The sequence below is a fragment of the Streptomyces sp. 8K308 genome, assembly GCF_004348315.1.
In the GTDB taxonomy this organism is placed as follows: Bacteria; Actinomycetota; Actinomycetes; order Streptomycetales; family Streptomycetaceae; genus Streptomyces.
Genome location: NZ_SMKC01000086.1, coordinates 1 through 22,316, shown reverse-complemented (window position 1 = coordinate 22,316; position 22,316 = coordinate 1). Strand labels below are relative to the sequence as shown.

General features: G+C 74.6%; 16 protein-coding genes and 1 tRNA gene. 10 read left to right on the top strand and 7 right to left on the bottom strand.

Annotated features, from left to right (window positions below):
* Positions 1 to 369: DUF3662 domain-containing protein (locus E1265_RS15080; RefSeq protein WP_132930811.1), on the bottom strand; the 369-nt coding region annotated here is incomplete at its 3' end.
* A 261-nt stretch (positions 370 to 630) separates the two neighbouring features.
* Between E1265_RS15080 and E1265_RS15075 the strand changes: the two genes are divergently transcribed.
* From E1265_RS15075 to E1265_RS15035, 9 genes are all read left to right on the top strand, one after another.
* Positions 631 to 717: transfer RNA gene (locus tag E1265_RS15075), tRNA-Leu, on the top strand.
* Positions 718 to 963: 246 nt separating this feature from the next.
* Positions 964 to 2,043: a DUF3344 domain-containing protein gene (locus E1265_RS15070; RefSeq protein WP_132930810.1), complete on the top strand. Its 1,080-nt coding sequence runs from the start codon at positions 964 to 966 to the stop codon at positions 2,041 to 2,043.
* 82 nt (positions 2,044 to 2,125) lie between these two features.
* Positions 2,126 to 3,331: a glycosyltransferase gene (locus E1265_RS15065; RefSeq protein WP_243740801.1), complete on the top strand. Its 1,206-nt coding sequence runs from the start codon at positions 2,126 to 2,128 to the stop codon at positions 3,329 to 3,331.
* On the top strand, positions 3,328 to 4,833 hold the full coding sequence (locus tag E1265_RS15060) for an exopolysaccharide biosynthesis polyprenyl glycosylphosphotransferase (protein ID WP_132930809.1): 1,506 nt from the start codon (positions 3,328 to 3,330) through the stop codon (positions 4,831 to 4,833). The genes E1265_RS15065 and E1265_RS15060 overlap by 4 nt, the downstream gene beginning before the upstream one ends.
* On the top strand, positions 4,833 to 6,218 hold the full coding sequence (locus E1265_RS15055) for an O-antigen ligase family protein (RefSeq protein WP_132930808.1): 1,386 nt from the start codon (positions 4,833 to 4,835) through the stop codon (positions 6,216 to 6,218). The genes E1265_RS15060 and E1265_RS15055 overlap by 1 nt, the downstream gene beginning before the upstream one ends.
* Complete coding sequence (locus E1265_RS15050) at positions 6,215 to 8,023, top strand: lipid II flippase MurJ (protein WP_243740800.1); 1,809 nt, start codon at positions 6,215 to 6,217, stop codon at positions 8,021 to 8,023. The genes E1265_RS15055 and E1265_RS15050 overlap by 4 nt, the downstream gene beginning before the upstream one ends.
* Entirely contained in the window at positions 8,013 to 8,771 is a 759-nt protein-coding gene (locus E1265_RS15045; protein ID WP_243740799.1) for a polysaccharide deacetylase family protein, read from the top strand. Before E1265_RS15050 ends, E1265_RS15045 begins: the two co-directional genes overlap by 11 nt.
* Positions 8,768 to 9,856, top strand: a complete 1,089-nt coding sequence (locus tag E1265_RS15040) for a glycosyltransferase (RefSeq protein ID WP_132930806.1) — start codon at positions 8,768 to 8,770, stop codon at positions 9,854 to 9,856. The genes E1265_RS15045 and E1265_RS15040 overlap by 4 nt, the downstream gene beginning before the upstream one ends.
* Positions 9,856 to 10,932, top strand: coding sequence for a hypothetical protein (locus E1265_RS15035; RefSeq protein WP_165953755.1), 1,077 nt, complete (start codon positions 9,856 to 9,858; stop codon positions 10,930 to 10,932). Before E1265_RS15040 ends, E1265_RS15035 begins: the two co-directional genes overlap by 1 nt.
* Here E1265_RS15035 and E1265_RS15030 read toward each other — a convergent pair.
* The 6 genes from E1265_RS15030 to hisC all read right to left on the bottom strand — a co-directional run bounded on the left by E1265_RS15030 (position 10,904) and on the right by hisC (position 20,859).
* Positions 10,904 to 11,656: an SDR family oxidoreductase gene (locus E1265_RS15030; protein ID WP_132930804.1), complete on the bottom strand. Its 753-nt coding sequence runs from the start codon at positions 11,654 to 11,656 to the stop codon at positions 10,904 to 10,906. The genes E1265_RS15035 and E1265_RS15030 overlap by 29 nt on opposite strands.
* 25 nt (positions 11,657 to 11,681) lie before the next feature.
* Complete coding sequence (locus E1265_RS15025) at positions 11,682 to 13,232, bottom strand: GAF domain-containing protein (RefSeq protein WP_132930803.1); 1,551 nt, start codon at positions 13,230 to 13,232, stop codon at positions 11,682 to 11,684.
* Between the two features lie 13 nt (positions 13,233 to 13,245).
* Complete coding sequence (gene cydD, locus E1265_RS15020; RefSeq protein WP_132930802.1) at positions 13,246 to 17,028, bottom strand: thiol reductant ABC exporter subunit CydD; 3,783 nt, start codon at positions 17,026 to 17,028, stop codon at positions 13,246 to 13,248.
* A 31-nt stretch (positions 17,029 to 17,059) separates the two neighbouring features.
* A complete protein-coding gene (gene cydB / locus E1265_RS15015) occupies positions 17,060 to 18,055 on the bottom strand; it encodes a cytochrome d ubiquinol oxidase subunit II (RefSeq protein ID WP_132930801.1) in 996 nt (331 codons plus the stop codon).
* Between the two features lie 12 nt (positions 18,056 to 18,067).
* Positions 18,068 to 19,576 (bottom strand): cytochrome ubiquinol oxidase subunit I, encoded by a 1,509-nt coding sequence (locus E1265_RS15010; RefSeq protein ID WP_132930800.1) that lies wholly within the window; start codon positions 19,574 to 19,576, stop codon positions 18,068 to 18,070.
* 164 nt (positions 19,577 to 19,740) lie between these two features.
* The gene (gene hisC / locus E1265_RS15005; RefSeq protein WP_132930799.1) at positions 19,741 to 20,859 is read right to left on the bottom strand and encodes a histidinol-phosphate transaminase; all 1,119 of its coding nucleotides are present in this window, start codon (positions 20,857 to 20,859) and stop codon (positions 19,741 to 19,743) included.
* Between the two features lie 325 nt (positions 20,860 to 21,184).
* On the opposite strand from hisC, the gene E1265_RS15000 reads away from it, so the two are divergent.
* A partial coding sequence (locus E1265_RS15000) for a LacI family DNA-binding transcriptional regulator (protein ID WP_132930798.1) occupies positions 21,185 to 22,316 on the top strand: 1,132 nt, incomplete at its 3' end.

The following is a 22,316-nucleotide window of genomic DNA, read 5'->3' as shown; positions in this document are numbered from 1 at the left end:
GGCCAGGGTGCGGCTGCGCACCCGGTACAGGCCGGTGTCGAGGGAGGGCGACTGCTCGAGGTGGACCTTGATCTCGCCCATGAAGGTGTACCGCTGCTGCTTGGCGTACTCGCGGACCATGCCGGCGAGCTCGTCCCCGAGCTGGCTGGCGTAGGGGGCGAGCCGCTGGTAGTCGCTCGAGCTGAGCTCGACGATGAAGTCGTTGGGTACGACGGTGCGCTCGCGGTTCCAGATGGCGGCGTTGTTGTCGCACTCGCGCTGCAGGGCGCCGGCGATCTCCACCGGCTGCACCTCGGACTTGAAGACCTTGGCGAAGGTGCCGTTGACGAGGCCCTCAAGGCGTTGTTCGAAGCGCTTCAGTACTCCCATGTCCTGCACCTCCTTCTCCGTGTCCTGGCGCGCGCGACGTGGTAGTGCTTACTGATCGTATCCACGCGCGAGGCGACCTGGTGGTTCCCCGGCGCGCACCGGGCCACCCCTGGATCGTAGGGGCGGGCAAGGAACAGTGTCGCGCATCCGTGGGGGGATCGGGCAGGGGCGAGGGGAAACGAGGGTGAGAGGGGCCCGCGAGGCGTGTTAGCCTTCTGCATGTCGGTGGGCGCCTCCGAGGGGAAGCCGCCGGTGGTGCGAGCGCGGGTGGCGGAATAGGCAGACGCGCTGGATTCAGGTTCCAGTGCCCGCAAGGGCGTGGGGGTTCAACTCCCCCCTCGCGCACCAGTGATAGAGCCCCCGCTCCGGAGAAGATCCGGAGCGGGGGCTCTGCTTCGTTGGGGCCGGCTTCTCGTTCGAGCTGTGTTCGACCTCTTTCGGCTGAGTCGGATGAGATTCTTTTCATCCTGGAATAGGCTCGTTTGCCTGGCTCCGCGCGTTTTACGTGATTTCCCGCTTGTTTTCTGTCATGGTTTTCAACGCCTGTTGGAAGGGCCTGAAAGGTTCTGTCGGAAAGCGGTCGAAGGGTGAGTCATGCGCCGCCTCGCTTTGTTCGGTGTCCTCGTTGTCGCGCTGTTCGCCATCGGGCCACGTCCACTCGCTTCGGCCGCCGTGGGCGAGGCGTCGTCCATTCCGTTCGCCGAGCGTTATCACGCGGTCCAGCACGGCGGGGTCGTGCGGGCCGCCAACTCCGTGATCACCTGCGGTCGCGCGGTGCTCTCCTCCGCCCCGACCTGCGAGGACGCGCAGGGCGGCGCGGCCGCGCTCGGCGGGCAGTACGAGATGGCGTACATCGACGTCGACTCGGATCCCAACACCTACAACTCCAGTCGCGCCGAACTCCGGCTGCCCAGCGGATCCCGGGTCACCCACGCGCGCCTTTACTGGGGCGCGAATATCCGGGTCGGCGAACACAAACCGCCGCAGGACAACGGGCGGGTGCTGATCGCCGAACCCGGCGGCCAGTACAAGGAACTGCTCGCGGATTCCGTCATCGGGCACCGGGACACCGGCGACCAGGCCGCTTTCTTCGCCTCGGCCGACGTCACGGAGCTGGTGCGCTGGAGCGAGCCCGGCTACTGGACCGTCGCCCAGATCAACGTCGCCATGGGGCATTCGGAGGCCGGCGGTTGGGGCGGCTGGACGCTCGTGGTGGCCTATGAGAACCCGGCTGAGCCGCTGCGGGAGATCGCCCTGTGGGACGGGTTCGTGACGGTGGACGGGCAGAGCGCCCTCGCCGACGTGCGGCTTCCCGACCTGGAAGCGGCGGCTGGCGGCCACGGAAGCCTGGGCGTGGTGGCCGGCGGCGGCGACGTCGGACGCGGCGGGGACACGGTGACCGTGCGCACGGACGGCGGCCGGGCCACCTCGCTCGGCGACGACGCGAACCCGGTCACCGACGTGATGAACTCCACGATCGCCGACCACGGCCTGGCGGTCGGGGCGCGCGAGCCAGCCCACGCCAACACCCTTGGGTTCGACTCGGACGTGCTCGACGTCTCGGGCATGCTCGCGGACGGCGCCGGCGCCCTGGGCGTCGGCTTCGGCAGCGCCGACCACGACTACCAGCTCGGCGCGCTGTTCCTGCAGGTCGACGCGGCCTCCCAGCCGTGAGCCCCTGATCCCGAGCCCCGAACCCACCGAGCCCCGACCCCCCGAGCCGCAAGCCCACTTCCAAGCTCGCAAGGACGGAAGCGTGCTGACCGTAGTGCACCTCGCCCAGCCCGTGGACGGCGGCGTCGCCCGGGTCGTCACCGACCTGGTCCGCGCTCAGACCCACGCGGGGATCCGCGCCACCGTGCTCTGCCCGGCCGGCGGCGAGCTCGGCCGGGCCGCCGCGGCCGCCGGGGCCGACGTCCGCCACTGGCACGCCGAACGCGCACCCGGGCCCAACCTGCCCTGGGAGGTCGCCTTCACGGCCCGCGCCATCCGCCGGGCCGCCCCCGACCTCGTCCACCTGCACAGCGCCAAAGCCGGGCTCGCCGGGCGGCTCGCGCTGCGCGGCCGGCTGCCCACCGTCTTCCAGCCGCACGCCTGGTCGTTCGAGGCGGTCACCGGGGCCGCCGCAGCCCTGGCGACCCGCTGGGAGCGGCACGCGGCCCGCTGGGCCCACCGGGTGCTGTGCGTCAGCGAAGCCGAGCGGCGGCGCGCCGAGCAGGCGGGGATCGTCGCCCGGCACGCCGTCGTGCGCAACGGCGTCGACCTCGACCGCTATCCGGCCGCCGACGGCGTGGCCCGGCGTCAGGCGCGTGCCGCGCTGGCCACCGCCCACTCCCTGCCGCGGCGCGCGCCGCTCGTGGTGTGCGTCGGCCGGCTCTGCCCGCAGAAGGGCCAGGACCTGCTGCTGCGCGCCTGGCCCCGGGTGCTTGATCGTTTCCCCACCGCTCGTCTCGCGCTGCTCGGCGACGGCCAGGACCGGGCCGCGCTGCGCCGCGCCGCCGGTGCCGGGGTGCTGTTCACCGGCCACACCGACGACACCCTGCCCTGGTACACGGCGGCCGACCTGGTGGTGCAGCCGTCCCGCTGGGAGGGCATGGCCTTGGCGCCGCTCGAGGCGATGGCCGTGGGCCGGCCCGTGGTGCTCACGGACGTCGGCGGCGCCCGCGAGAGCCTGCCGGCGGGCTCGGCCGCGCACTGCCTGGTGCCGCCAGAGGACCCATCGGCCCTGGCCCGCGCCATCACCGCGCTGCTCGAGGCGCCCGACCGGCGCCGTGCTCTGGGGCGGCGGGCCCGCGAGCACGTTCGGTCCTGCCACGACGTTCGGCTGACGGCCGCCGCCTGCCTCCGGGTCTACCGGGAACTGCTGCCGCCGGGGCCGCGCGCGCTGCCCGACGCCGTGCCGAGACCGGCGGCCGGCGCCCACCCGCTCGCCGAGGACGGCGGGGAGCGCGCGCGGCGATGACCATCGAAGGGACCGCCACCGTCAGGACCGGACAGGCTGGACAGGACGTCGAGGCCGGTCAGGCCGCGCAGGCCGGCTCCGTCACGACGACCACCGCTGCCGGCACGGCCGCCAAGACCGCCGTCGTCCAGCCCCGCGGGCCCCTGCACTCGCCCGGGCCGCCGCGCCGCCGCAGCGTGGGGCGGCCCGCCACGCCCGGCGGCGCCGGTTGGCTGCTCGCCTGCGACGCGCTCGCCGCCGCCGCGGCCCCGCTCGTGACCGGTCCCGCCCCCCTGCCCGCCGCGCTCGCCGTCCTCCTCACGTTCGCCGTCTTCGCGGCGCTCAACCGGGCCCGCGGCCTGTACCGCCCCACCCTCACCGGCGCCGCGCTCGACGAACTCCCGCCACTGCTCGGCCACTCGGCCGTCGCCTGGTGCGCGGCCGCCGCGCTCTTCGCCGAGCGGCACGAGCCGACCAGGACCCTGGCCCTGGTCTCCGCCCAGACCCTGCTCGCCGTCGCGGCGCGCGGTGCCGCCCACGCCACCCGCCGCAGCGCCGCACGCCGTCGTCCACGCCCCACCCTGATCGTCGGCACCGGCCCGCACGCCCAGCGCGTCGCGGCCACACTCGCCCAGCACCTGGAGTTCGGCCTGCGCCCCGTCGCCCTCGTCGGCCCGGTGCCGGCGCAACCCCCCGAGCGCGCCCCACTGCCCGTGCTGCCGCTCAGCGACGACCTCGGCCGGACGGTGCCGCTCGGCGCCGTCCGGCACGTCGTCTTCGCCCGGCCGCCGCAGCGCCGGCTGCTGCGGCTGTTCTGGGAACGGGGCTGCGCCGTCTGGTGGATCGACCACACGCCGGTCGGCGCCCGCGCCGCGGGCGCGCCGCGCACCAGCCACCTGTGGGGCTACACCTGCCGCCGCCTCGACCCGCCGCGCCGGCACCGGGTGGCCCGCTGGGCCAAGCGCGGCCTCGACATCGTCATCGCCGGCACCGCGCTCGTCGCCGTGGCGCCGCTGCTGCTGCTGTGCGCGCTCGCCGTCAGGATCGCCGACGGCCCCGGCGTGATCTTCCGGCAGGAGCGGATCGGTGAGGACGGCCGGCCGTTCGTCATCCTCAAGTTCCGCAGCCTGCGCCCGGCCGACGACCAGGAGGCGGAGACCCGCTGGAACATCAGCCAGGACGGCCGGATGTCCCCGGTGGGCCGGCTGCTGCGCCGCACCTCGCTCGACGAGCTGCCGCAGCTGTGGAACGTGCTGCGCGGCGACATGAGCCTGGTCGGCCCCCGCCCCGAACGACCGCACTTCGTCGAGCGGTTCAGCCGGGTCTACCCCGGCTACGCGGACCGCCACCGGATGCCCGTCGGGCTCACCGGCCTCGCCCAGATCAGCGGGCTGCGCGGCGACACCTCCATCGAGGACCGCACCCGGTTCGACAACCTCTACATCGAGACCTGGTCACTCTGGCAGGACGTCCGCATCATGCTGCGGACCGCCGCCGCCTGCCTGCGCCGAGGAGGCAGCTGATGCCCAGGATCACCGCGCTCGCGCACCGCGTCCCCAGGCTCGTCCCCACGTTCGTCCCCGCCCTGCCGGCGACGCAGGTCTCGCGCGCGGCGGCGGCCGGCCGCTGGCGGCTGCTGCCGCTGCTCGCCACCGTGCTGCTGCTCGCCGTGCCCGTCGGTGGCCTCGGCCTGGCCGGCTACACCGCCACGCCGGCCGACCTGGCCTCGGTGGCGCTCGCCTGCTGCTGCGCCGTGCTGCTGGCCACCGGCCGGCGGCCGCCGCTGTCGCGGCGCGCCGCGCTCGTGCTCGGCGCCCCGGTCCTCGCCTTCGCCGTCGCGACCGTCACCGCGGCCGACCCCGTCGCCGCCCTGCCCGGCCTGCTCCGCCTCCTCCAGACCTTCGTGGTGGTGCCGCTCTGCCTGGTGCTGCTGCTGCGCGACGCCCGGGACTTCCGGCTGGTCGCCGGCGCGCTTCTGCTGCTCGCGCTGGCCCAGGGCGCGGTCGGCTGCTGGCAGTACGCCACCGGCGCCGGCGCCTCCTACATGGGCCAGAACGTGCGCGCCGTCGGCACCTACGGCCCGCTCCACATCATGGGCATGGCCGCCACCGTCTCCCACGGCCTGGTCACCGCCCTCTGCCTCGGCCTCGCCGCCCCCCGCCGCGCCCCACGCTGGTGGCGGCCGGTCACGCTCGGCTGCGCCGCGCTGCTCGCCCTCCCGCTCGCCGTCTCGTTCAGCCGGGGCGCCTGGCTGGCCAGCGGCGCCGCCGTGCTCACCGTGGTGCTGCTCGCCGCGTTCTCCTCGGGCCGGCGCGCCCGCCGCACGATGCTCGCGCTGCTTGGCGCCGGCGTGCTGCTGGTGGGCGGGGCCGCGCTCGGCTCCGGCATGGTCGCCGACCGGCTCAGCAGCATCGGCGACGTCACCGGCACCCCCGACCAGTCGGTCGTCGACCGGTACGCCATGTGGCAGGCGGCGCTCGGCATGTGGCAGGACCACCCGTGGACCGGCACGGGACCGCGCGGCTTCGCCGAGCACCGCGACAGCTACGCGCCGCTCGCGCTCTCCGCCGGCAGCGACATCGGCGGCGCCGGCGCGGCGTTCCAGCGCCAGGAGCTACTGTCCCCGCACAACATGTACCTGCTGCTGCTCAGCGAACTCGGACTGTTCGGCGCGGCGACGGTCGTCGGCTGCTGGGCGGCGCTGCTGGTGCTCGCCCTGCGACGGCTGCGGCGGGCCGGCGGCGGGGCGCGGGCGCCCGGCCTGGTCGCCGTCGGGCTGCTGGTCTGGCAGCTCGTCAACTTCCTGTACGCCGACATCGGCGGCCCCACCACCGTGCTGACCGCCGTCGCCCTCGGCCTCACGGCGTGGTGGGCGCTGGCGGCCGTTGAGGAGTGGGGGCCGACGTGAGCGAACGTTTCGTGGCCCGGGCCGCAGGCCTCACCGCGGCGCTGACCGTGGCCGGCGCGCTGTGCGGGCTGCTGCGGGACCAGATCATCGCGACGCTGTACGGGGCCGGCGGCGCGACGGACGCGTTCCTGGTCGCCTGGACCCTGCCGGAGTTCGCCGCCACGCTGCTGATCGAGGAGGCGATGGCGCTGGTCCTGGTGCCGGCCTTCAGCCTGGCGCTGGCCAACGGCGGCCGACGATCGCCGCGGGCCCTGGTCGCGGCCACGCTGCCGAGGCTGCTGCTTGTCCTCGCCGCCGCGAGCGCCGCGCTGGCGGCGGGCGCGCCCCTGCTCGTCGGGCTCCTGGCACCCGGCCTCGCCGACCCTGACCTCGCGGTCGACTGCACCCGGCTGACGGCCGTGACGATCCTCACCTTCGGATTGGCCGGATATCTCAGCGCCGCGCTCCGCGCCCACCGCGACTTCCTGCCGCCGGCGGCGATCTACGTCGCCTACAACGTCGGCATCGTCACGACGGCCCTCCTCCTCCACACCGCCTGGGGCATCCGCGCCGCCGCCACCGGCGTCGCCCTCGGCGGCCTCCTGATGGTCCTCCTCCAACTCCCCTTCTTCCTCCACCGCCTGCGCCTGCCGGCGCCCGGTCAGAAGGCGGGCGGCACCGCCGCCCCCGCGTCCTTCGACTGTGCCGCGGCCGAGGTCGTCCCGTCTGCGGAGCTCGCCCGCCGAGACGGCTCGCGCGTGCCGGGGGATTCGGCGGCAGGGCCCGCGGCGGACTGGCCGGCTCGGCCGCCGGCGCCGCCTGGTCGGCTCCGCCGGCCGGCGGCCGGGCGTTCCGCGGCGGCCGGTAGGGCCGTGGGCGCCTCCCGACGTGCCTCCGTGGCACCCACCGGAGGAACCTTCGAGGCGCTCAGGCCGCCAGGGCGTCTCGTGGTGCCGGTGGTGTTGTTCGCGTTGAGCCGGCAGGCACAGGTGCTGGTCGAGCGGTTTCTCGCCTCGTCGTTGCCGTCCGGGGCCATCTCCTGGCTCAACTACGCGCAGAAGGTGGCCCAACTGCCGATGGTGCTGGCCATGATGATCTGCACCGTCACCCTCCCCATGGTCGCCGGCGCCGTCGCCCGTGGGGATCTGGCGGCGGCCAGGCTGCGCGTCGAGCGCGACCTCGTGGCGGCCGCCGTCGTCGTGCTGCTCGGCGCGGCCTATGTCGTCGCCTACGCCCCGCGGATCATCGAACTCCTCTTCCAGCGTGGCGCGTTCGACGCCCAGGACACCGCGGCCACCGCCGCCGTGATGCGGGTGTACGCCGTCGGTCTGCTCGGTCACACCCTCGTCGGCGCGCTGGTCAGGCCGTTCTTCTCGGCCGCGAGACCCGCCTGGTTCCCGTTCGCCGCGATGGCCGCCGGCCTGCTGGTCACCGTGGTCGGCGGCTTGGCCGCCACCCCCCACTGGGGCGCCGCCGGCATCGCCGCCGCCAACGCCGCCGGCATCACCGTCACCGCGTCGCTGCTGCTGCGCGGGCTCGCGGCCCGCACCATCCCCGTCGACCCGCGCCGCGTACTCGGCCGCGTCGGCCGCCTCACGCTGTCCGCGGCCGCCGCCACCGCCGCCGGCTGGTCGGCCGCCGACGCGGCGCCGACGCTGCCCACGCCCGCCACGCTCGCCGTCGGCGCCCTCATCCTGCCCGCCGTCTTCGCCATCGCCGCGCACGCGCTGCGCGTGCCCGAGGCCCGCGAGCTGCTCACCCGACTCCCCCGACCCACCCGTCTCCCGTCCGCTCTCACCAGGAGGCACCTCACCCATGGCCCATGACGCCAATGCCCCCGCGCCGCTGTGGCTGTTCATGTACCACTCCGTGGCCTACACCAGCCCCGACCCGTACCGCATCACCGTCACCCCGGACCGCCTGTACCAGCAGTTGGCCTGGCTGCGCCGCCGCGGGCTGCGCGGCGTGTCGGTGAGCGAGCTGCTGCGCGCGCACGAGGTCGGCCGCGCCGAGCGCCTGGTCGGGCTCACCTTCGACGACGGCTACAAGGACTTCCTCGACTACGCCGTCCCGCTGCTGCGCGGCCACGGCTGCACCGCCACCGTCTTCGCGCTCCCCGGCCGGCTGCACGGCAGCAACGCCTGGGACGCGGACGGCCCGCGCAAGCGGCTGCTCAATGCCGACGGCATCAGGGCCGCCGCGGCCGCCGGCATGGAGATCGGCTCGCACGGCCTGCGCCACCTCGAGCTGACCAGCCTCGACGACGCGGCGCTCGAACGCGAGATCACCCACAGCCGCGACCTGCTGCGCGAGATCACAGGCCGCTCGGTCGCCGGCTTCTGCTACCCCTACGGCGCCGTGGACACCCGCGTCGCCGACGCCGTGCGGGCCGCCGGCTACTCCTACGCCTGCGCCGTCAAGCCCGGCTCGCTGACCGGCCGTTACGCCCTCCCCAGGATCCACATGGGCGAGTCCGACGGGCCGCTGCGGATGCGGCTGAAGCGGCGGCTGCACCCGTTGCGCCGCCGCGGCGTCCGGCTTGAGGCACCGCCGGCCGGAGCGGTGGCCCGTTGAAACGCGCGCTGCACGTCATCACCGGGCTCGGCGTCGGCGGCGCCGAGCGCCAGCTGCGGTCGCTGCTGTGGCGGCTGCCGCTCGCCTGCGACGTGGTCACGCTCACCAACGCCGGCCCGGTCGCCGCCGAACTGCGGGCCGACGGCGTGGCCGTCACCGACCTCGGCATGCGCGGTAACCGCGACGTCGGGGCGCTGCCCAGGCTGGTGCGGCTCATCAGGAGCGGCCACTACGACCTGGTGCACACCCACCTCTACCGGGCCTGCGTCTACGGCCGGCTCGCCGCTCGGCTGGCCGGCGTGCGGACCGTGGTCGCCACCGAGCACTCGCTCGGCGCCCACCGCATGGAGGGCCGGCCGCTGACGGCCGCCACCCGCGCGCTCTACCTGGCCAGCGAGCGGCTCGGCGTGGCCACGGTCGCGGTCTCCGGCACCGTCGCCGGCCGGCTGCGCGACTGGGGCGTGCCGACGAACCGGATCCACGTGGTGCCCAACGGCATCGAGCCGGCCACCTTCGCCTTCGACGAGGAGGCGCGGGCGGCCGTCCGGGCCAGGCTCGGGCTGCCGGAGGGCGCCGTGGTGGTGGGCGGGGTCGGCCGTCTGGTGCCGGACAAGGGCTTCGACGTGCTGCTGCGGGCCGTCGCTGAGCTGCCGGGGCACGTCTGGCTGGTGCTGGCCGGCGCCGGCCCCGAGCGGGCGGGGCTGCGCCGGCTGACGGCGCGGCTCGGGATGACGGGGCGGGTGGCGCTGGTCGGCGAGTGGCCCGACATGCCGGGGCTGCTGTCGGCCTTCGACCTGTTCGTGTCGCCGTCCACGGAAGAGACGTTCGGCCTCGCGGTGCTTGAGGCGCTGGCCGCCGGGCTGCCGGTGCTGCACGCGGCCTGCCCGGCGGTCGACGAACTGCCGCGCCAGGAGGCGCCGGGGGCGCGGCGCGTGGAGGCGACCGTTCCCGACCTGGCCAGGGCGCTCCGTGCCGAGCTCGCGCTCGGCGTGCGGCGGCTGCCCGTGCCCGAGGCGGTGCGGCGCTACGACATCGACCGGGCCGTGGCGCGGCTGATGACGGTCTACGAGGAGGTGCGACGGTGATGCGACGGATCCTGGCCCGCTGGTGGCCGTTCGCGTGCTGCGTGCTGCTCGGGGCGCTGCTCGGCGGGGGGTACACGCTGCTGACCGAACGGGAGTACGCGGCCAGCGGCTACGTCGTGGTGCGGGCGGTGGGGGAGGTCGATCCGGCGGTCGCGGTGGGCTTCGCCCAGTCGTACGGGCGGATGGTGAAAAGCGAGGCGGTGCTGGACGCAGCCCGAGAGGAGGCGGGCGGCTCGGTGGCCGACTTGCGCGGCCGGGTGTGGGCGGCGACGTCGCCCGACGCGCCGGTGATCGAAATCACCGGGCGCGCGCCGGGCGCCGAGGCGGCGGCCAGGGCCGCCAACGCGGTGGCGCGTGCGCTGATCGGCTACGCCGCCGAGGCGGAGCCGGAGACGGCCGCCGAACTGACCGAGCTGATGCCGGCGCGCGCCCCGACCATCCCCGTCTCCCCCGCGCCGCTGCTCTCACTGGCCGTCGGCACGTGCGCCGGGGCCCTCCTCGGCACGGTCGTCCACCTCACCCGCGGTTCCTCGCCTGCCGGCGAACCGGCCCGGACGAAGGACCCCACACCGGACGCCAAGCCCTCTGCGCCCGGCGAGCCGGTCAGCGCATCCGCCACGGGCGGGGGTACTGCCGCGGCCGAGCAGCCCGTCGCGGTCGGTGAGTCGCCTCGGGCCGAGTTCCCATCGGCCGGTGAGTCCGCGCCGGTGAGCGGCCGGTCCGCTTCGCCCGGCCAGTCCGCATCGGTCGGGGCGTCCAGGTCGGCGGCAGAGTCCGCGCCGGCTGAGGGGGCCGTCCCGGCCGTGGAGTCCCTACCGGGCGATGGGTCCGTGCCGAGTGGCCGGTCCGCCTCGCCCGGCGAGTCCCCGTCGGTCGGGGAGTTCAGGCCGTCCGAGCAGTCCGCCTCGTCCGATGAGTCCTCGCCGGTTGAGGCGTCCGTGGCGGCCGGCGCGTCGGCTGTCCGTTTCGTGGGTGGGCCGGCGGCGGCCGCACCGGCGGAGAGCGGTTGGGCGCACCCGGGAGGGCGGGGGAGGACCCGGTTCGGCCCTAGCGGCCGCGCTCCGCACCGCCGTTGACCGCGACGACCTGCGCCGTGACGTGGCCCGCCGCGTGCGAGGCGAGCCAGTGCAGCGTCTCCGCCACGTCCCCCGGCTCGCCGGCCCGGCCGTTGGCCGTCTCGGCGATCAGCGCCCGGCGCCGCTCCTCGGCGATGCTCGGCCCGAAGAACTCGGTGTCGTCGATGAAGCCCGGCGCCACCACGTTGACCGTCACCCCGCGCGGGCCGAGTTCCCTGGCCAGCGCGAACGCGTACGGGTGGAGCGCCGCCTTGCTCGCGCCGTAGCCGCTGGAGCCCGAGCCCCGGTGGGCGGCGATGGAGCTGAGGAAGAGCAGCCGGCCGCCGGGCGAGGCGAGCCGGTCCTTGAGCGCCTCGGTGAGCAGCACCGCCGTCAGCGTGTTGATGCGGAAGTTCACCGTCCACTGGTGCGCCGTCGCGGCCAGCGGCTCCGTGCCGTCCGGCGGTCCTGGTTCGAGGTTTCCGTTGCCTCCGGCGTTGTGCACCAGCACGTCCACCGTGCCGAAGCGGTCACCGATCTCGGCGGCGAGCCGTGCCACCTCCGCCGGCTCGGTCAGGTCGGCCGACAGCGGGACCGCGTCCGGCAGCTCGGCCGCCGCCCGGTCGAGGACCTCCCGACGACGGCCGATCAGTACCGTCGTGTCGCCGTCCCGCGCGAAGGCGCGCGCCGTCGCGAGGCCGATTCCTGTGCCGCCCCCGCTGATCACCACTGTTCGTCCTGCCATGGCGCTGACCGTATCGCCTCCCGCCTCACCGCGGGGCCTGCCACGTCACCGAGGTGCCGGCTCCGTCAAGTCCCGGGCCGAGGGTGGCCGAACCGCCGAGGGACTCGGCTCGGCGGGTCAGGTTGCGCAGCCCGCTGCTGCGGCGGCGCCCGGCCGGCAGTCCCGTGCCGTCGTCGGCGACGGTCAGCCGCACCGCGTCCCGCCCGTCCGGCAGCCGGGCCGTGGCGTCCACCACGACGTCGACGCGGCCGGCTCCGGCGTGCCGTGCGACGTTCGACAGCGCCTCGCGCAGCGCCGCGATCAGGTGGCGCGCCGTCTCCTCGGGGACGAGCGCATCGACGGGGCCTGTGAAGGTGACGGACGGTGGGAAGCCGAGGGAGGCGGCGGCCGTGCCGGTCTCGCGCAGCACGCGGGTGCGCAGCGCCGCCGGGGCCTCCTCCGGGGGCTGCTGGAGGGCGAAGATCGTGGTGCGGATCTCCTGGACGGTGGCGTCGAGTTCGTCGGTGGCACGGTCGATGCGCCGGGCCACCTCGTCGCGGTCACCGGCCCGCCGGGCGCCCTCCAGGCCCATGCCGACCGCGAAGAGCCGCTGGATGACGAGGTCGTGCAGGTCGCGTGCGATCCGGTCGCGGTCCTCAAGGACGGCCAGCTGCTCGCGGTCCCGGCGCGCCCGCGCCAGCAGGAGAGCGATCGCGGCCTGCTGGGCGAACTGGGTGGCCAGGGCGCGCTCCGGCACGGTGTAGGCGGGGGAGCCGGGCGCGCGGGAGAGGACCAGCGCGCCGAGCGTGGTGCCGTCGCTGGCGAGGGGTAGCAGCATGGCGGGCCCCTGCCGGTCGGCGAGGGCGGCGATCAGCGGGAGTTCGGCGGGTTCCGGCTCGTCGAGGACGACGGGCTCGCCGGCCAGCACCCGCCGTGGCGCCGGCCCGTCGGCTGGGACGAGGGTGCCGATCAGGCCGCCCGAGCCCTGGCCGCTTGCGGCCACCACCGCCAGGTCGCCCGAGCCGCCGGCCGCCGGTTCGAGGACGACGCTGGTCGCGGCCCCGGCCAGCCGCAGGGCCTGTTCGGCGACGACGGCCAGCGCGTTGTCCTCGTCGGCGGAGAGCAGCGAGGTGGTGAGTTCGAGGCTGCCGTCCATCCAGCGGGCCTGCTGCCGGACGGCCTCGTGGAGCCGGGCGTTGCCGATGGCCGCGCCCGCCTCGGTGGTCAGCGCGCGCAGCAGCTGTAGGTCCTCGGCGGTGAAGCCGTCGGCCGGGGCGCCGCGCTTGCCGGCCACCTGGAGCAGCCCGTAGGTGGCGCCGTGCACCGGCACGGGGACGGAGAGCGGCGGGGGCGGACCGCCGTTCAGCAGGGCGTCGACCAGCGGTTCCGGGCGACCGGCCGGGTCGTCGGGCGCGGTCGCGCCGTGCGTGACGAGGCGGCCGATGGCGTCGCCACCCTCGTCGAGGACGGCCAGGGCGGCGTAGCGGGCGTCCACGAGATCGGCCGCCGCCCGCACGATCCGCTCCGGCACGGCCTGGGGCGCGATGTCGCCGCCGATGGCCTCCAGGGCCCGCAGCAGGCGAGGTAGCTCCCGCATGAGGCGAGGATAGTTACTCCTGAACCAGGGCGAAACTCGTGTTCCGGGCGTCCGTAGGGCCTGGTCGGGAGGTCGTCCGGCCTGGTCGGGCGGCCGACTCGCGCTCCAGCATCCGGCGGAACGGGCCGTCGGCCGCCGCGAGCTCGGCGTGCGGACCGCGCTGGACGACCCGGCCGCCGTCCAGCACCAGCACCTCGTCCACGCCGTCAAGGCCGGCGAGGCGGTGGGTGATGAGGACGGTGGTGCGGCCCTCGGTGGCCGCGAGCAGGTCGGCGGTGAGCGCGTCGGCGGTGGGTAGGTCCAGGTGCTCCGCCGGCTCGTCGAGCACCAGCACGGGGAAGTCGGCGAGCAGCGCCCTGGCTAGCGCGAGGCGCTGCCGCTGGCCGCCGGAGAGCCGGGCGCCGAACTCGCCCACCAGGGTGTCGAGGCCGTCCGGGAGCTCGGCGTCGACCCAGTCGAGCAGCCGGGCGGCGGCGAGCGCGTCCCGTAGCGCGCGGTCGTCCGCGTCGGGTCGGGCCAGACGCAGGTTCTCCCGCAGGGTGCTGTCGAAGATGTGCGCGTCCTGGGCGCACAGGCCGACCAGCCGGCGGACGTCGTCCCCGGCCAGCGCCGTGGCGTCGGCCGGGCCGAGGGTGTAGGCGCCGGAGGTCGGGTCGAGGAAGCGCAGCAGGCAGTGGGCGAGGGTGGTCTTGCCGGCGCCCGAGGGGCCGACGACGGCTGTCCGCCGCCCGGGCGTCAGCTCCAGGTCGACGCCGCGCAGCGCCGGTTCCGTGGCGCCCGGGTGGTGGGCGGTCAGCCCGCGCAGCCGCAGCGGGAAGGGGTCCTGCGGCGTCGGCGCGGGCTCGGTCGGCTCCCGCACCGGGACCGCTGCCTCGGTGATCTCGCGGATCCGCTCGGCGGCCCGCTGGGCCCGCTGCCGCTGCTGGGCGGCGGCTGGCAGGCCCGCGACGGCCTCGAAGGCGGCCAGCGGGACCAGGACGGCGGAGGCCAGCCAGACGCCGTCCGTCACGGTGGGCACGGCAAGCGCGGCGGCCGCGGTGACGGTCAGGCCGGTGATCAGGGTGGTGAGCCCGGCACCCAGCGCGGTGACGGCGGCGGAGCGGGCGGCGAGGCCGGTGAGCTCGCGGTCGGCGGCGCGCAGCGCGGCTTGGCGGGCGGGCAGCGCGCCGGCCACGGTCAGCTCGGCGGCGCCGGTGAGCAGGTCGACGGTGTGGCTGGCGAGCTCGCCCCTGGCCGGCGCAAGCCGCCGCTCGGTGCGACGGGCGAGAGCGGCGGACAGGGCGGTGACGCCAAGACCGGCGGCCAGCAGCCCGACGGCCAGGGCGACGCCAGCCGTGGGCGAGAGCCAGCCGGTGAACGCGACGGCGCCGAGGCCGACGGTGACGGCGGCGGCGACCGGCAGCAGCCAGCGCAGGAAGTAGTCCTGGAGGGCGTCAACGTCGGCGACCAGCCGGGAGAGCAGGTCGCCGCGCCTGGCCCGGCCGAGCCCGGCGGGCGCGAGCCGTTCGAGCCGCCGGTAGACGGTCACCCGCAGCTCGGCGAGGATCCGCAGCACCGCGTCGTGGCTGAGCAGCCGCTCGGCGTACCGGAAGACCGCCCGCCCGATGCCGAAGGCGCGGGTGGCGGTGACGGCGATCATCAGATAGAGCACCGGCGGCTGCTCCCAGGCGCGGGAGATCAGCCAGCCCGACGTGGCCATCAACCCGACGGCGCTCCCCAACGCGAGCGCGCCGAGCAACGTCGCCAGCCCAAGCCGCCGCCCCTGCCGCCTCGCGGCGGCCCGCACCCAGACCAACGCGGGCGCCCGGCCGGTGTGGCCCGCCGGCGCCGGGTCCGCGCTCGCCGCCTCGTCGCCGGCCCTCCGGCCGGCGTGGCCCGCCCGCTGCGCGGGCAGGTGGCCGGTGCCGGTGGCCTGGCGGCCTCCTGTCGCGCCGAGCGGTGTCGGCTCGACCACGGCAACGTGGCCGTCGGCGCCTGCGCGCGGGTCGTGGTTGGCCTCGTCGCCCGCGAGTCCGTCGGCTTCGGCGCCGAGCGGATCGGCGTCACTCGCCGCGTGCAGCGCCGGCCCGCCGGACGCCTCGCCGGTCTGCACCCGCGGCGGTCGGCCGTCCCCGGCGGCCGTGCCGCCGGTCTCAGGCCGATCCTCGGCCGTCCTCGGCCAAGGTGCCGGCCAGGCACTTGGTTCCACGTGAAACACTCGATCGGCCGTGGTCAGCAGTGCCTCGCGGTGGGTGACGAGGAGCACCGTACGGCCCTCCGTCAGGCGACGCACGGCGGCCACGACCGCAGCCTCCGTCTCGCCGTCCAGCGCCGCCGTCGGCTCGTCGAGCAGCAGGATCGGCCGGTCGGCGAGGAACGCGCGGGCCAGCGCGACCCGTTGCCGCTGCCCGGCCGAGAGCCCGGCCCCGCCCTCGCCGAGCCGCCGGCCCGGGTCGAGGTCGCCGGCCGCCGCGTCCCGCAGCGCCGCCGCCACCGTCGCGTCGTCGGCCTCAGGCCGGGCCAGCCGCACGTTCTCCGCGATGGTGCCCGCGAACAGCCGCGGCTGCTGCGGCACCCAGGCGATCCGCCGGTGCCACTCGGCAAGGTCGAGCGTGGTCAGGTCCCGGCCGCCGACCAGGATCCGTCCCTCCGCCGGCGTCACGAACCCGAGCACGGCCGCCAGCAGCGAGGACTTGCCGCCGCCCGAGGGGCCGGTCAGGGCCACTGTCTCACCGGGGGAGACCACCAGGCTGGTGCGGGCGAGCGCGTCCCCCGCACGTCCCGGGTAGCGCACCGTCACGCCGGCCACGGCTATCTCCGTCGCCGCCTCCCCCGGCACCGGCTCGCCGCCGCGCGCCGGCGGCTCGGTCTCCAGTACCGCGAAGACCTCGGCGGCCGCCGAAAGGCCCTCCTGCGCCGCGTGGAACTGGGTGCCCACCTGCCGCAGCGGCAGATACGCCTCGGGCGCCAGGATCAGCACAACGAGCCCGGTGTAGAGGTCGAGCTCGCCGTGCACCAGCCGCATGCCGATGCTCACCGCGACCAGCGCTACCGAGATGGTGGCCAACAGCTCCAGCGCGAACGAGGACAGGAACGCGATCCGCAGCGAGCGCAGCGTGCCGCGCCGGTAGTCGTCGGTGATGGCGCGGATGTTCTCGGCCTGCGCCTTGGCCCGGCCGAAGACCTTCAGCGTGCCGAGCCCGGCCACCACGTCGAGGAAGTGGCCGGACAGCCGGGTCAGCTGGCGCCACTGCCGGTCCATGTGGGCCTGGGTGGCCCAGCCGATCAACACCATGAAGAGCGGGATCAGCGGCAGCGTCCCGGCGATGGTGGCCGCCGAGACCCAGTCGTCGGTCACGATCCTGGCCAGCACCGCTACCGGCACCACCACCGCGAGCCCCAGCTGCGGCAGGTAGCGGGCGAAGTAGCCGTCGAGCGCGTCGATCCCCCGGGTGGCCAGCGTCGTCAGCTCGCCCGTGGTGCGGCCCGCGAGCCAGCCGGGGCCGAGCGCCACCGCGTGCTCCAGCAGGCGGGTCCGCAGCTCCGACTTCACCGCCGCGCTGGCCCGATGCGCGGCGAGCTCGGTGAGATAGCTCACCAGCGCGCGCCCGAGCGCCGTCGCCGCGAGCAGCAGCAGGGGCGTGCGCAGCTCGGCGACGGACAGCCCCTCGGTGAACGCGTCGGTGACGATGCCGGCGATCAGCAGCGCCTGCCCGATCACCAGCAGCGCGCCCAGCAGGCCGAGCGCCACCGAGGCGACCAGGAAGCTCCGGGTGGCCCGGGCATGACGCAGCAGGCGGGGGTCGATCGGTCTCATCGGCGTACGGCTCTCGTGATTCTCATGGCTCTCAGGACGCGATGTGCTGGGTGCCGATGCGCTTGCGGAACACCCAGTAGGTCCAGCCCTGGTAGACCAGCACCACCGGGGTGGCCAGGACCGCGCACCAGGTCATGATGCGCAGGGTATAGGGGGCGGACGCGGCGGTCTCCACGGTGAGACCCCAGCCCGCGTCGAGCGAGGAGGGCATCACGTTCGGGAAGAGCGCGAGGAAGAGCATGGTGAACGCCGCCACCACGACCAGGCCCGAGCAGACGAACGCCCACCCCTCCCGGCCCACCGCGTTGGCCAGCAGCGCGGCGACCAGCGCCGCCGCCACGACCGCCAGCGCCGCCAGGCTGCGGCCGTTGCCGCTGTCGGCCTGGGTCCACAGCAGGAAGGCGGCCGCCAGCGCGCCCGCGACCAGGCCGAGGACGCCGGCGGCGCGGCGCGCCCTGGTCCTGATCTCGCCCACGGTCTTGAGCGCCGCGAACACGGCCCCGTGGAAGGTGAAGAGCACCACGGTCAGCACGCCGCCCAGCAGCGCGTAGGGGTTGAGCAGGTCGACGAGGCCGCCGACGTACTCGAAGTCGGCGTCGATCGGCACCCCGCGCACGATGTTGGCGAAGGCGACGCCCCAGAGGAAGGCGACCGTCAGGGAGGTCACGAAGATCGCGCGCTCCCAGTTGCGCTGCCAGGACTCCTCGGGCCGCTTGGCCCGGTACTCGAAGGCCACGCCGCGCACGATCAAACAGACCAGGATGGCCAGCAGCGGCAGGTAGAAGCCGGAGAAGAGGGTGGCGTACCACTCGGGGAAGGCGGCGAACGTGGCGCCGCCGGCCGAGATCAGCCAGACCTCGTTGCCGTCCCAGACCGGACCTATGGTGTTGATCAGCACCCGGCGCTCGGCCCGGTTCCGGGCCAGGGTGCCGGTGAGAATGCCGACGCCGAAGTCGAAGCCCTCCAGGAAGAAGTAGCCGACCCACAGCACGGCGATGATGACGAACCAGAGTTCGGGGAGACTCATCGGGCCAACTCCTCAGTACGAGAACGCCATGGGGCGGTCGGCGGCGGGATCGTCCCCGCCGATCCTGCTGGGCGGATTGAGGTCGGACTCGGTCAGTTCGGGCGGCCCCGCCTTGGCGTACTTGACCATCAGCCGCACCTCGATCACCGCGAGCACCGCGTAGAGGGTGGTGAAGACCAGCAGCGATATGAGCACCTCGGCCTGGGAGACCCCGGGCGAGACCGCCGCCTCCGTCTTCAGCAGCCCGTAGACCGCCCACGGTTGGCGGCCTGTCTCGGTGAAGATCCAGCCCCAGGCGTTGGCTATCAGCGGGAAGAGCATGGTGAGCACCGCGAGCCGCCAGTACCAGCGGGTCAGCAGGTGGGGCAGTTCCCGCTTCCTGGTCAGTGCGAGCCTGGGCCGCTCGTCCTCCCCGGTGCGGAGGCTCTCGTCAAGCCAGAGGCGGCGGCGGGTGAGCCAGAGGCCGGCCGCGCCGAGCGAGGCGGAGGCCATGCCGAAGCCGATCATCCAGCGGAAGCTCCAGTAGGCGACCGGGATGTTGGGCCGGTAGTCGCCGGGGCCGTACTGCTCCTGGAGCGCCTCGTTGGTGTCGTTGATGCCGGGCACCGGGTCGGAGAAGTTGTCGTGGGCGAGGAAGGAGAGCAGCCCTGGCACCTCGAACGCCACCACGTTGTGGCCCCTGTCCACGTCGCCGATGGCGAAGATCGAGAACGGCGCCGGCGCCTCGGTGTCCCACAGCGCCTCGGCCGAGGCCATCTTCATCGGCTGCTGCTCGTACATGATCTTGCCGAGCCGGTCGCCCGACACGGCGGTCAGCAGCCCGGCGACCACCATGGTGATCAGTCCCACACGCAGCGAGGTGCGCATCACGGCGGTGTGCCGGTGGCGTATCAGGTGGTAGGCGGCTATGCCGACCATGAACGCGCCGCCGGTGAGGAAGGCGGCCGTGATGGTGTGGAAGAACTGGGCCACCGCGGTGTTCTGGGTCAGCACGTGCCAGAAGTCGGTGAGCTCGGCCCGTCCCGACTCCTCGTTGATGCGGTAGCCGACCGGGTGTTGCATCCAGGAGTTGGCGGCCAGGATGAAGTAGGCGGAGATCACGGTGCCCACGGCCACGGTCCAGATGGTGGCCAGGTGCAGCTTGGGCGGCAGCTTGTCCCAGCCGAAGATCCACAGGCCGATGAAGGTGGACTCGAAGAAGAAGGCGATCAGCGCCTCGAAGGCGAGCGGTGCGCCGAAGACGTCGCCGACGAAGCGGGAGTAGTCCGACCAGTTCATGCCGAACTGGAACTCCTGCACGATGCCGGTGACCACGCCCATCGCGATGTTGATCAGGAAGAGCTTGCCCCAGAACTTGGTGGCCCTGAGGTACTTCTCGTTCCTGGTGCGCACCCAGGCGGTCTGCAGGCCGGCGGTGAGGGAGGCCAGGGAGATGGTGAGGGGGACGAAGAGGAAGTGGTAGACGGTGGTGATGCCGAACTGCCACCGCGCCAGCGTCTCTGGTGCGAGAGCGAGATCCACGGTTCTTTCTCCTCCGCGATGGGCTTCCCGCGCGGGCCTGGCCGGGTACGGAGCCTGCACGGGCTATCTTGTGAACGTATTCACATTCACAAGCCCATTATGGAACACCCGACCGGCTGCCCCGCGGCCGGGGGTCTCCCCTAGCCGGAAACCCCAAACCGGAATCAGCCGGGCAGCCGCTCGCGGCGGAAGGTCTCGGCCGTGCGCAGCAGCAGGTCGTTCGCCGCCCGCTCGCCGATCGAGACGCGGGCGCCCTCGCCCGGGAACGGGCGCACCGTGATGCCCACTCCCTCGCAGGCCGCCGCGAACGCGGCCGTTTCCTCGCCGAGCCGCAGCCACACGAAGTTCGCCTGCGACGGCGGCACCTTCCATCCCTGCGCCGCCAGCTCGGCCGTCACCCGCTCCCGCTCGACGACCAGCGCGTCCACCCGCTCGAGCAGCGCCGCCTCGCTCCGCAGCGACGCGATCGCCGCGTCCTGCGCGATCTGGCTCACCCCGAACGGCACGGCCGTCTTCCGCAGCGCCGCCGCCACCGGCTCGTGCGCCACCGCGAAGCCCACCCGCAGCCCGGCGAGGCCGTACGCCTTGGAGAAGGTCCGCAGCACGCACACGTTGGGCCGGTCCCGATACAGCTCGATCCCGTCCGGCACGGCCGGGTCCCGCACGAACTCCCGGTAGGCCTCGTCGAGCACCACGAGCACGCCGCTCGGCACCCGGTCGAGGAAGCGTGTCAGCGCCGCCCTGGAGAGCGCTGTGCCCGTGGGGTTGTTGGGCGTGCACACGAAGACGAGGCGGGTCCGCTCGGTGATCGCGTCGGCCATCGCGTCCAGGTCGTGCTCCTCCCCCGCCGTCAGCGGGACTCGGACCGACGTCGCGCCCGAGATCTGGGTGATGATCGGGTAGGCCTCGAACGACCGCCACGCGTAGACGACCTCGTCGCCGGGGCCGGCCGTCGCCTGGAGCAACTGTTGGGCCACCCCGACCGAGCCGGTGCCGGTGGCCAGGTGCGTCACCGGCACGTCGAACCGCTCGCCCAGCTCGGCGAGCAGCGCCGAGCACGTCATGTCCGGGTAGCGGTTGAACGAGCCGGCCGCGGCCACGGCGGTCTCCAGCACCCCGGGCAGCGGCGGGTACGGGTTCTCGTTCGAGGACAGTTTGAACGAGACCGAGCCCTGGCCGGCCGCGCGGCCCGGCACGTAGGCCGGGATGCCGTCCAGCGCCGGGCGCAGCCGGGGACCGGCGGGCGGGGAGGTGGCGGGGTCCTGAGAAGATGCGGTCGTCACCCTGGCCACCCTATGAGGTTCTTTTGAGGAGGGTCCCGGAGGGCCCCGAAGGCGTATCCCGCCTGCCCAGGCGCGCTCAGCGACGGTTTCGCGCCCCTGGCGAGCGCCCTGGCGCGCCCTCCCCGTGAGGGTGATGCGGGGCCTGTTGAATTCCCCGCTCGCGCCGGCGAACGCGCCCCCTGCACCCGTGAACCTGCTGATCCACGGCCGGCTCAACCTTGCTAACGAAGGGTCAAGTCTCCTTCGATCTTGCGGAAACGTACCGCCGCACGGCTCACTGCGACCGGCGGCACTCACCCCGGCCCGGGCCTAACATCAGGTCGCCATGACAGCAGCGAAGCATCAGGTGAGCCGGTCCTCCGGTCGCCGGACGAACAGGCGGGCCGGCATCCGGGAGGTCGCCGCGGCCGCCGGTGTCTCGATCACGACTGTCTCCGACGCGCTCAACGGAAAGGGCCGGCTCCCCGAGGTCACCCGCCGCCACGTGCGCACCGTGGCCGACCGCCTCGGCTACCGGCCGTCCGCCGCCGCCCGCACCCTGCGCACCGGGAAGTCGGGGCTGATCGGGCTCACGGTCACCACCTACGGCGAAGCACCGTTCACCTTCACCGAGTTCGCCTACTTCGCCGAGATGGTCAGGGCCGCCACCTCGGCCGCGCTGGCCAGGGGCTACGCGCTGGTCATCCTCCCCGCCGCCTCCCAGCACCGCGACTTCGACGTCTGGTCCAACGTCGCGCTCGACGGCACCGTCGTCATCGACCCCTCCGACCACGACCCGGTGGTCAGCGAGCTGGTCAGGCAGGGCATCCCGGTGGTCTCCGACGGCCGGCCGGGCGGCAGCCTGCCCGTCACCGCCTGGGTGGACAACGACCACGAGGCCGCCGTCACCGACCTGCTCGACCACCTCGCCGCCGCCGGCGCCCGCCGGATCGGCCTGCTCACCGGCACCAGCACCGACACCTACACGCGGCTCTCCACCACCGCCTACCTCAACTGGTGCGAGCGCCACGGCCAGGACCCGGTCTACGAGGCGTACCCCGCGCACGACCCCTGCGCCGGCGCCGTCGCCGCCGACCGGCTGCTGGCCCGCGCCGACCGGCCGGACGCGGTCTACGGCCTCTTCGATCCCAACGGCACCGACCTGCTGGCCGCCGCCCGCCGCTACGGCCTGCGGGTCCCCGACGACCTGCTGATCATCTGCTGCAGCGAGTCCAGCGTCTACGCCAGCACCGAGCCGCCCATCACCACCCTCTCGCTCAAGCCGGGCCGCATCGGCACCACCGTGATCCAGCTGCTCATCGACGCCATCGAGGGCGCCGCAGGCCGCGCCCCCGCCGCCGCGTCCGCGCCCGACGCGCTCCACCGCGTGATGCCCACCGAGCTGATCGTCCGCACCTCGTCCCAGCGCCCGGCCGCAGGGCGCGTGCCCGCGCCGACCCCCGCTCCCACGTCGCCCC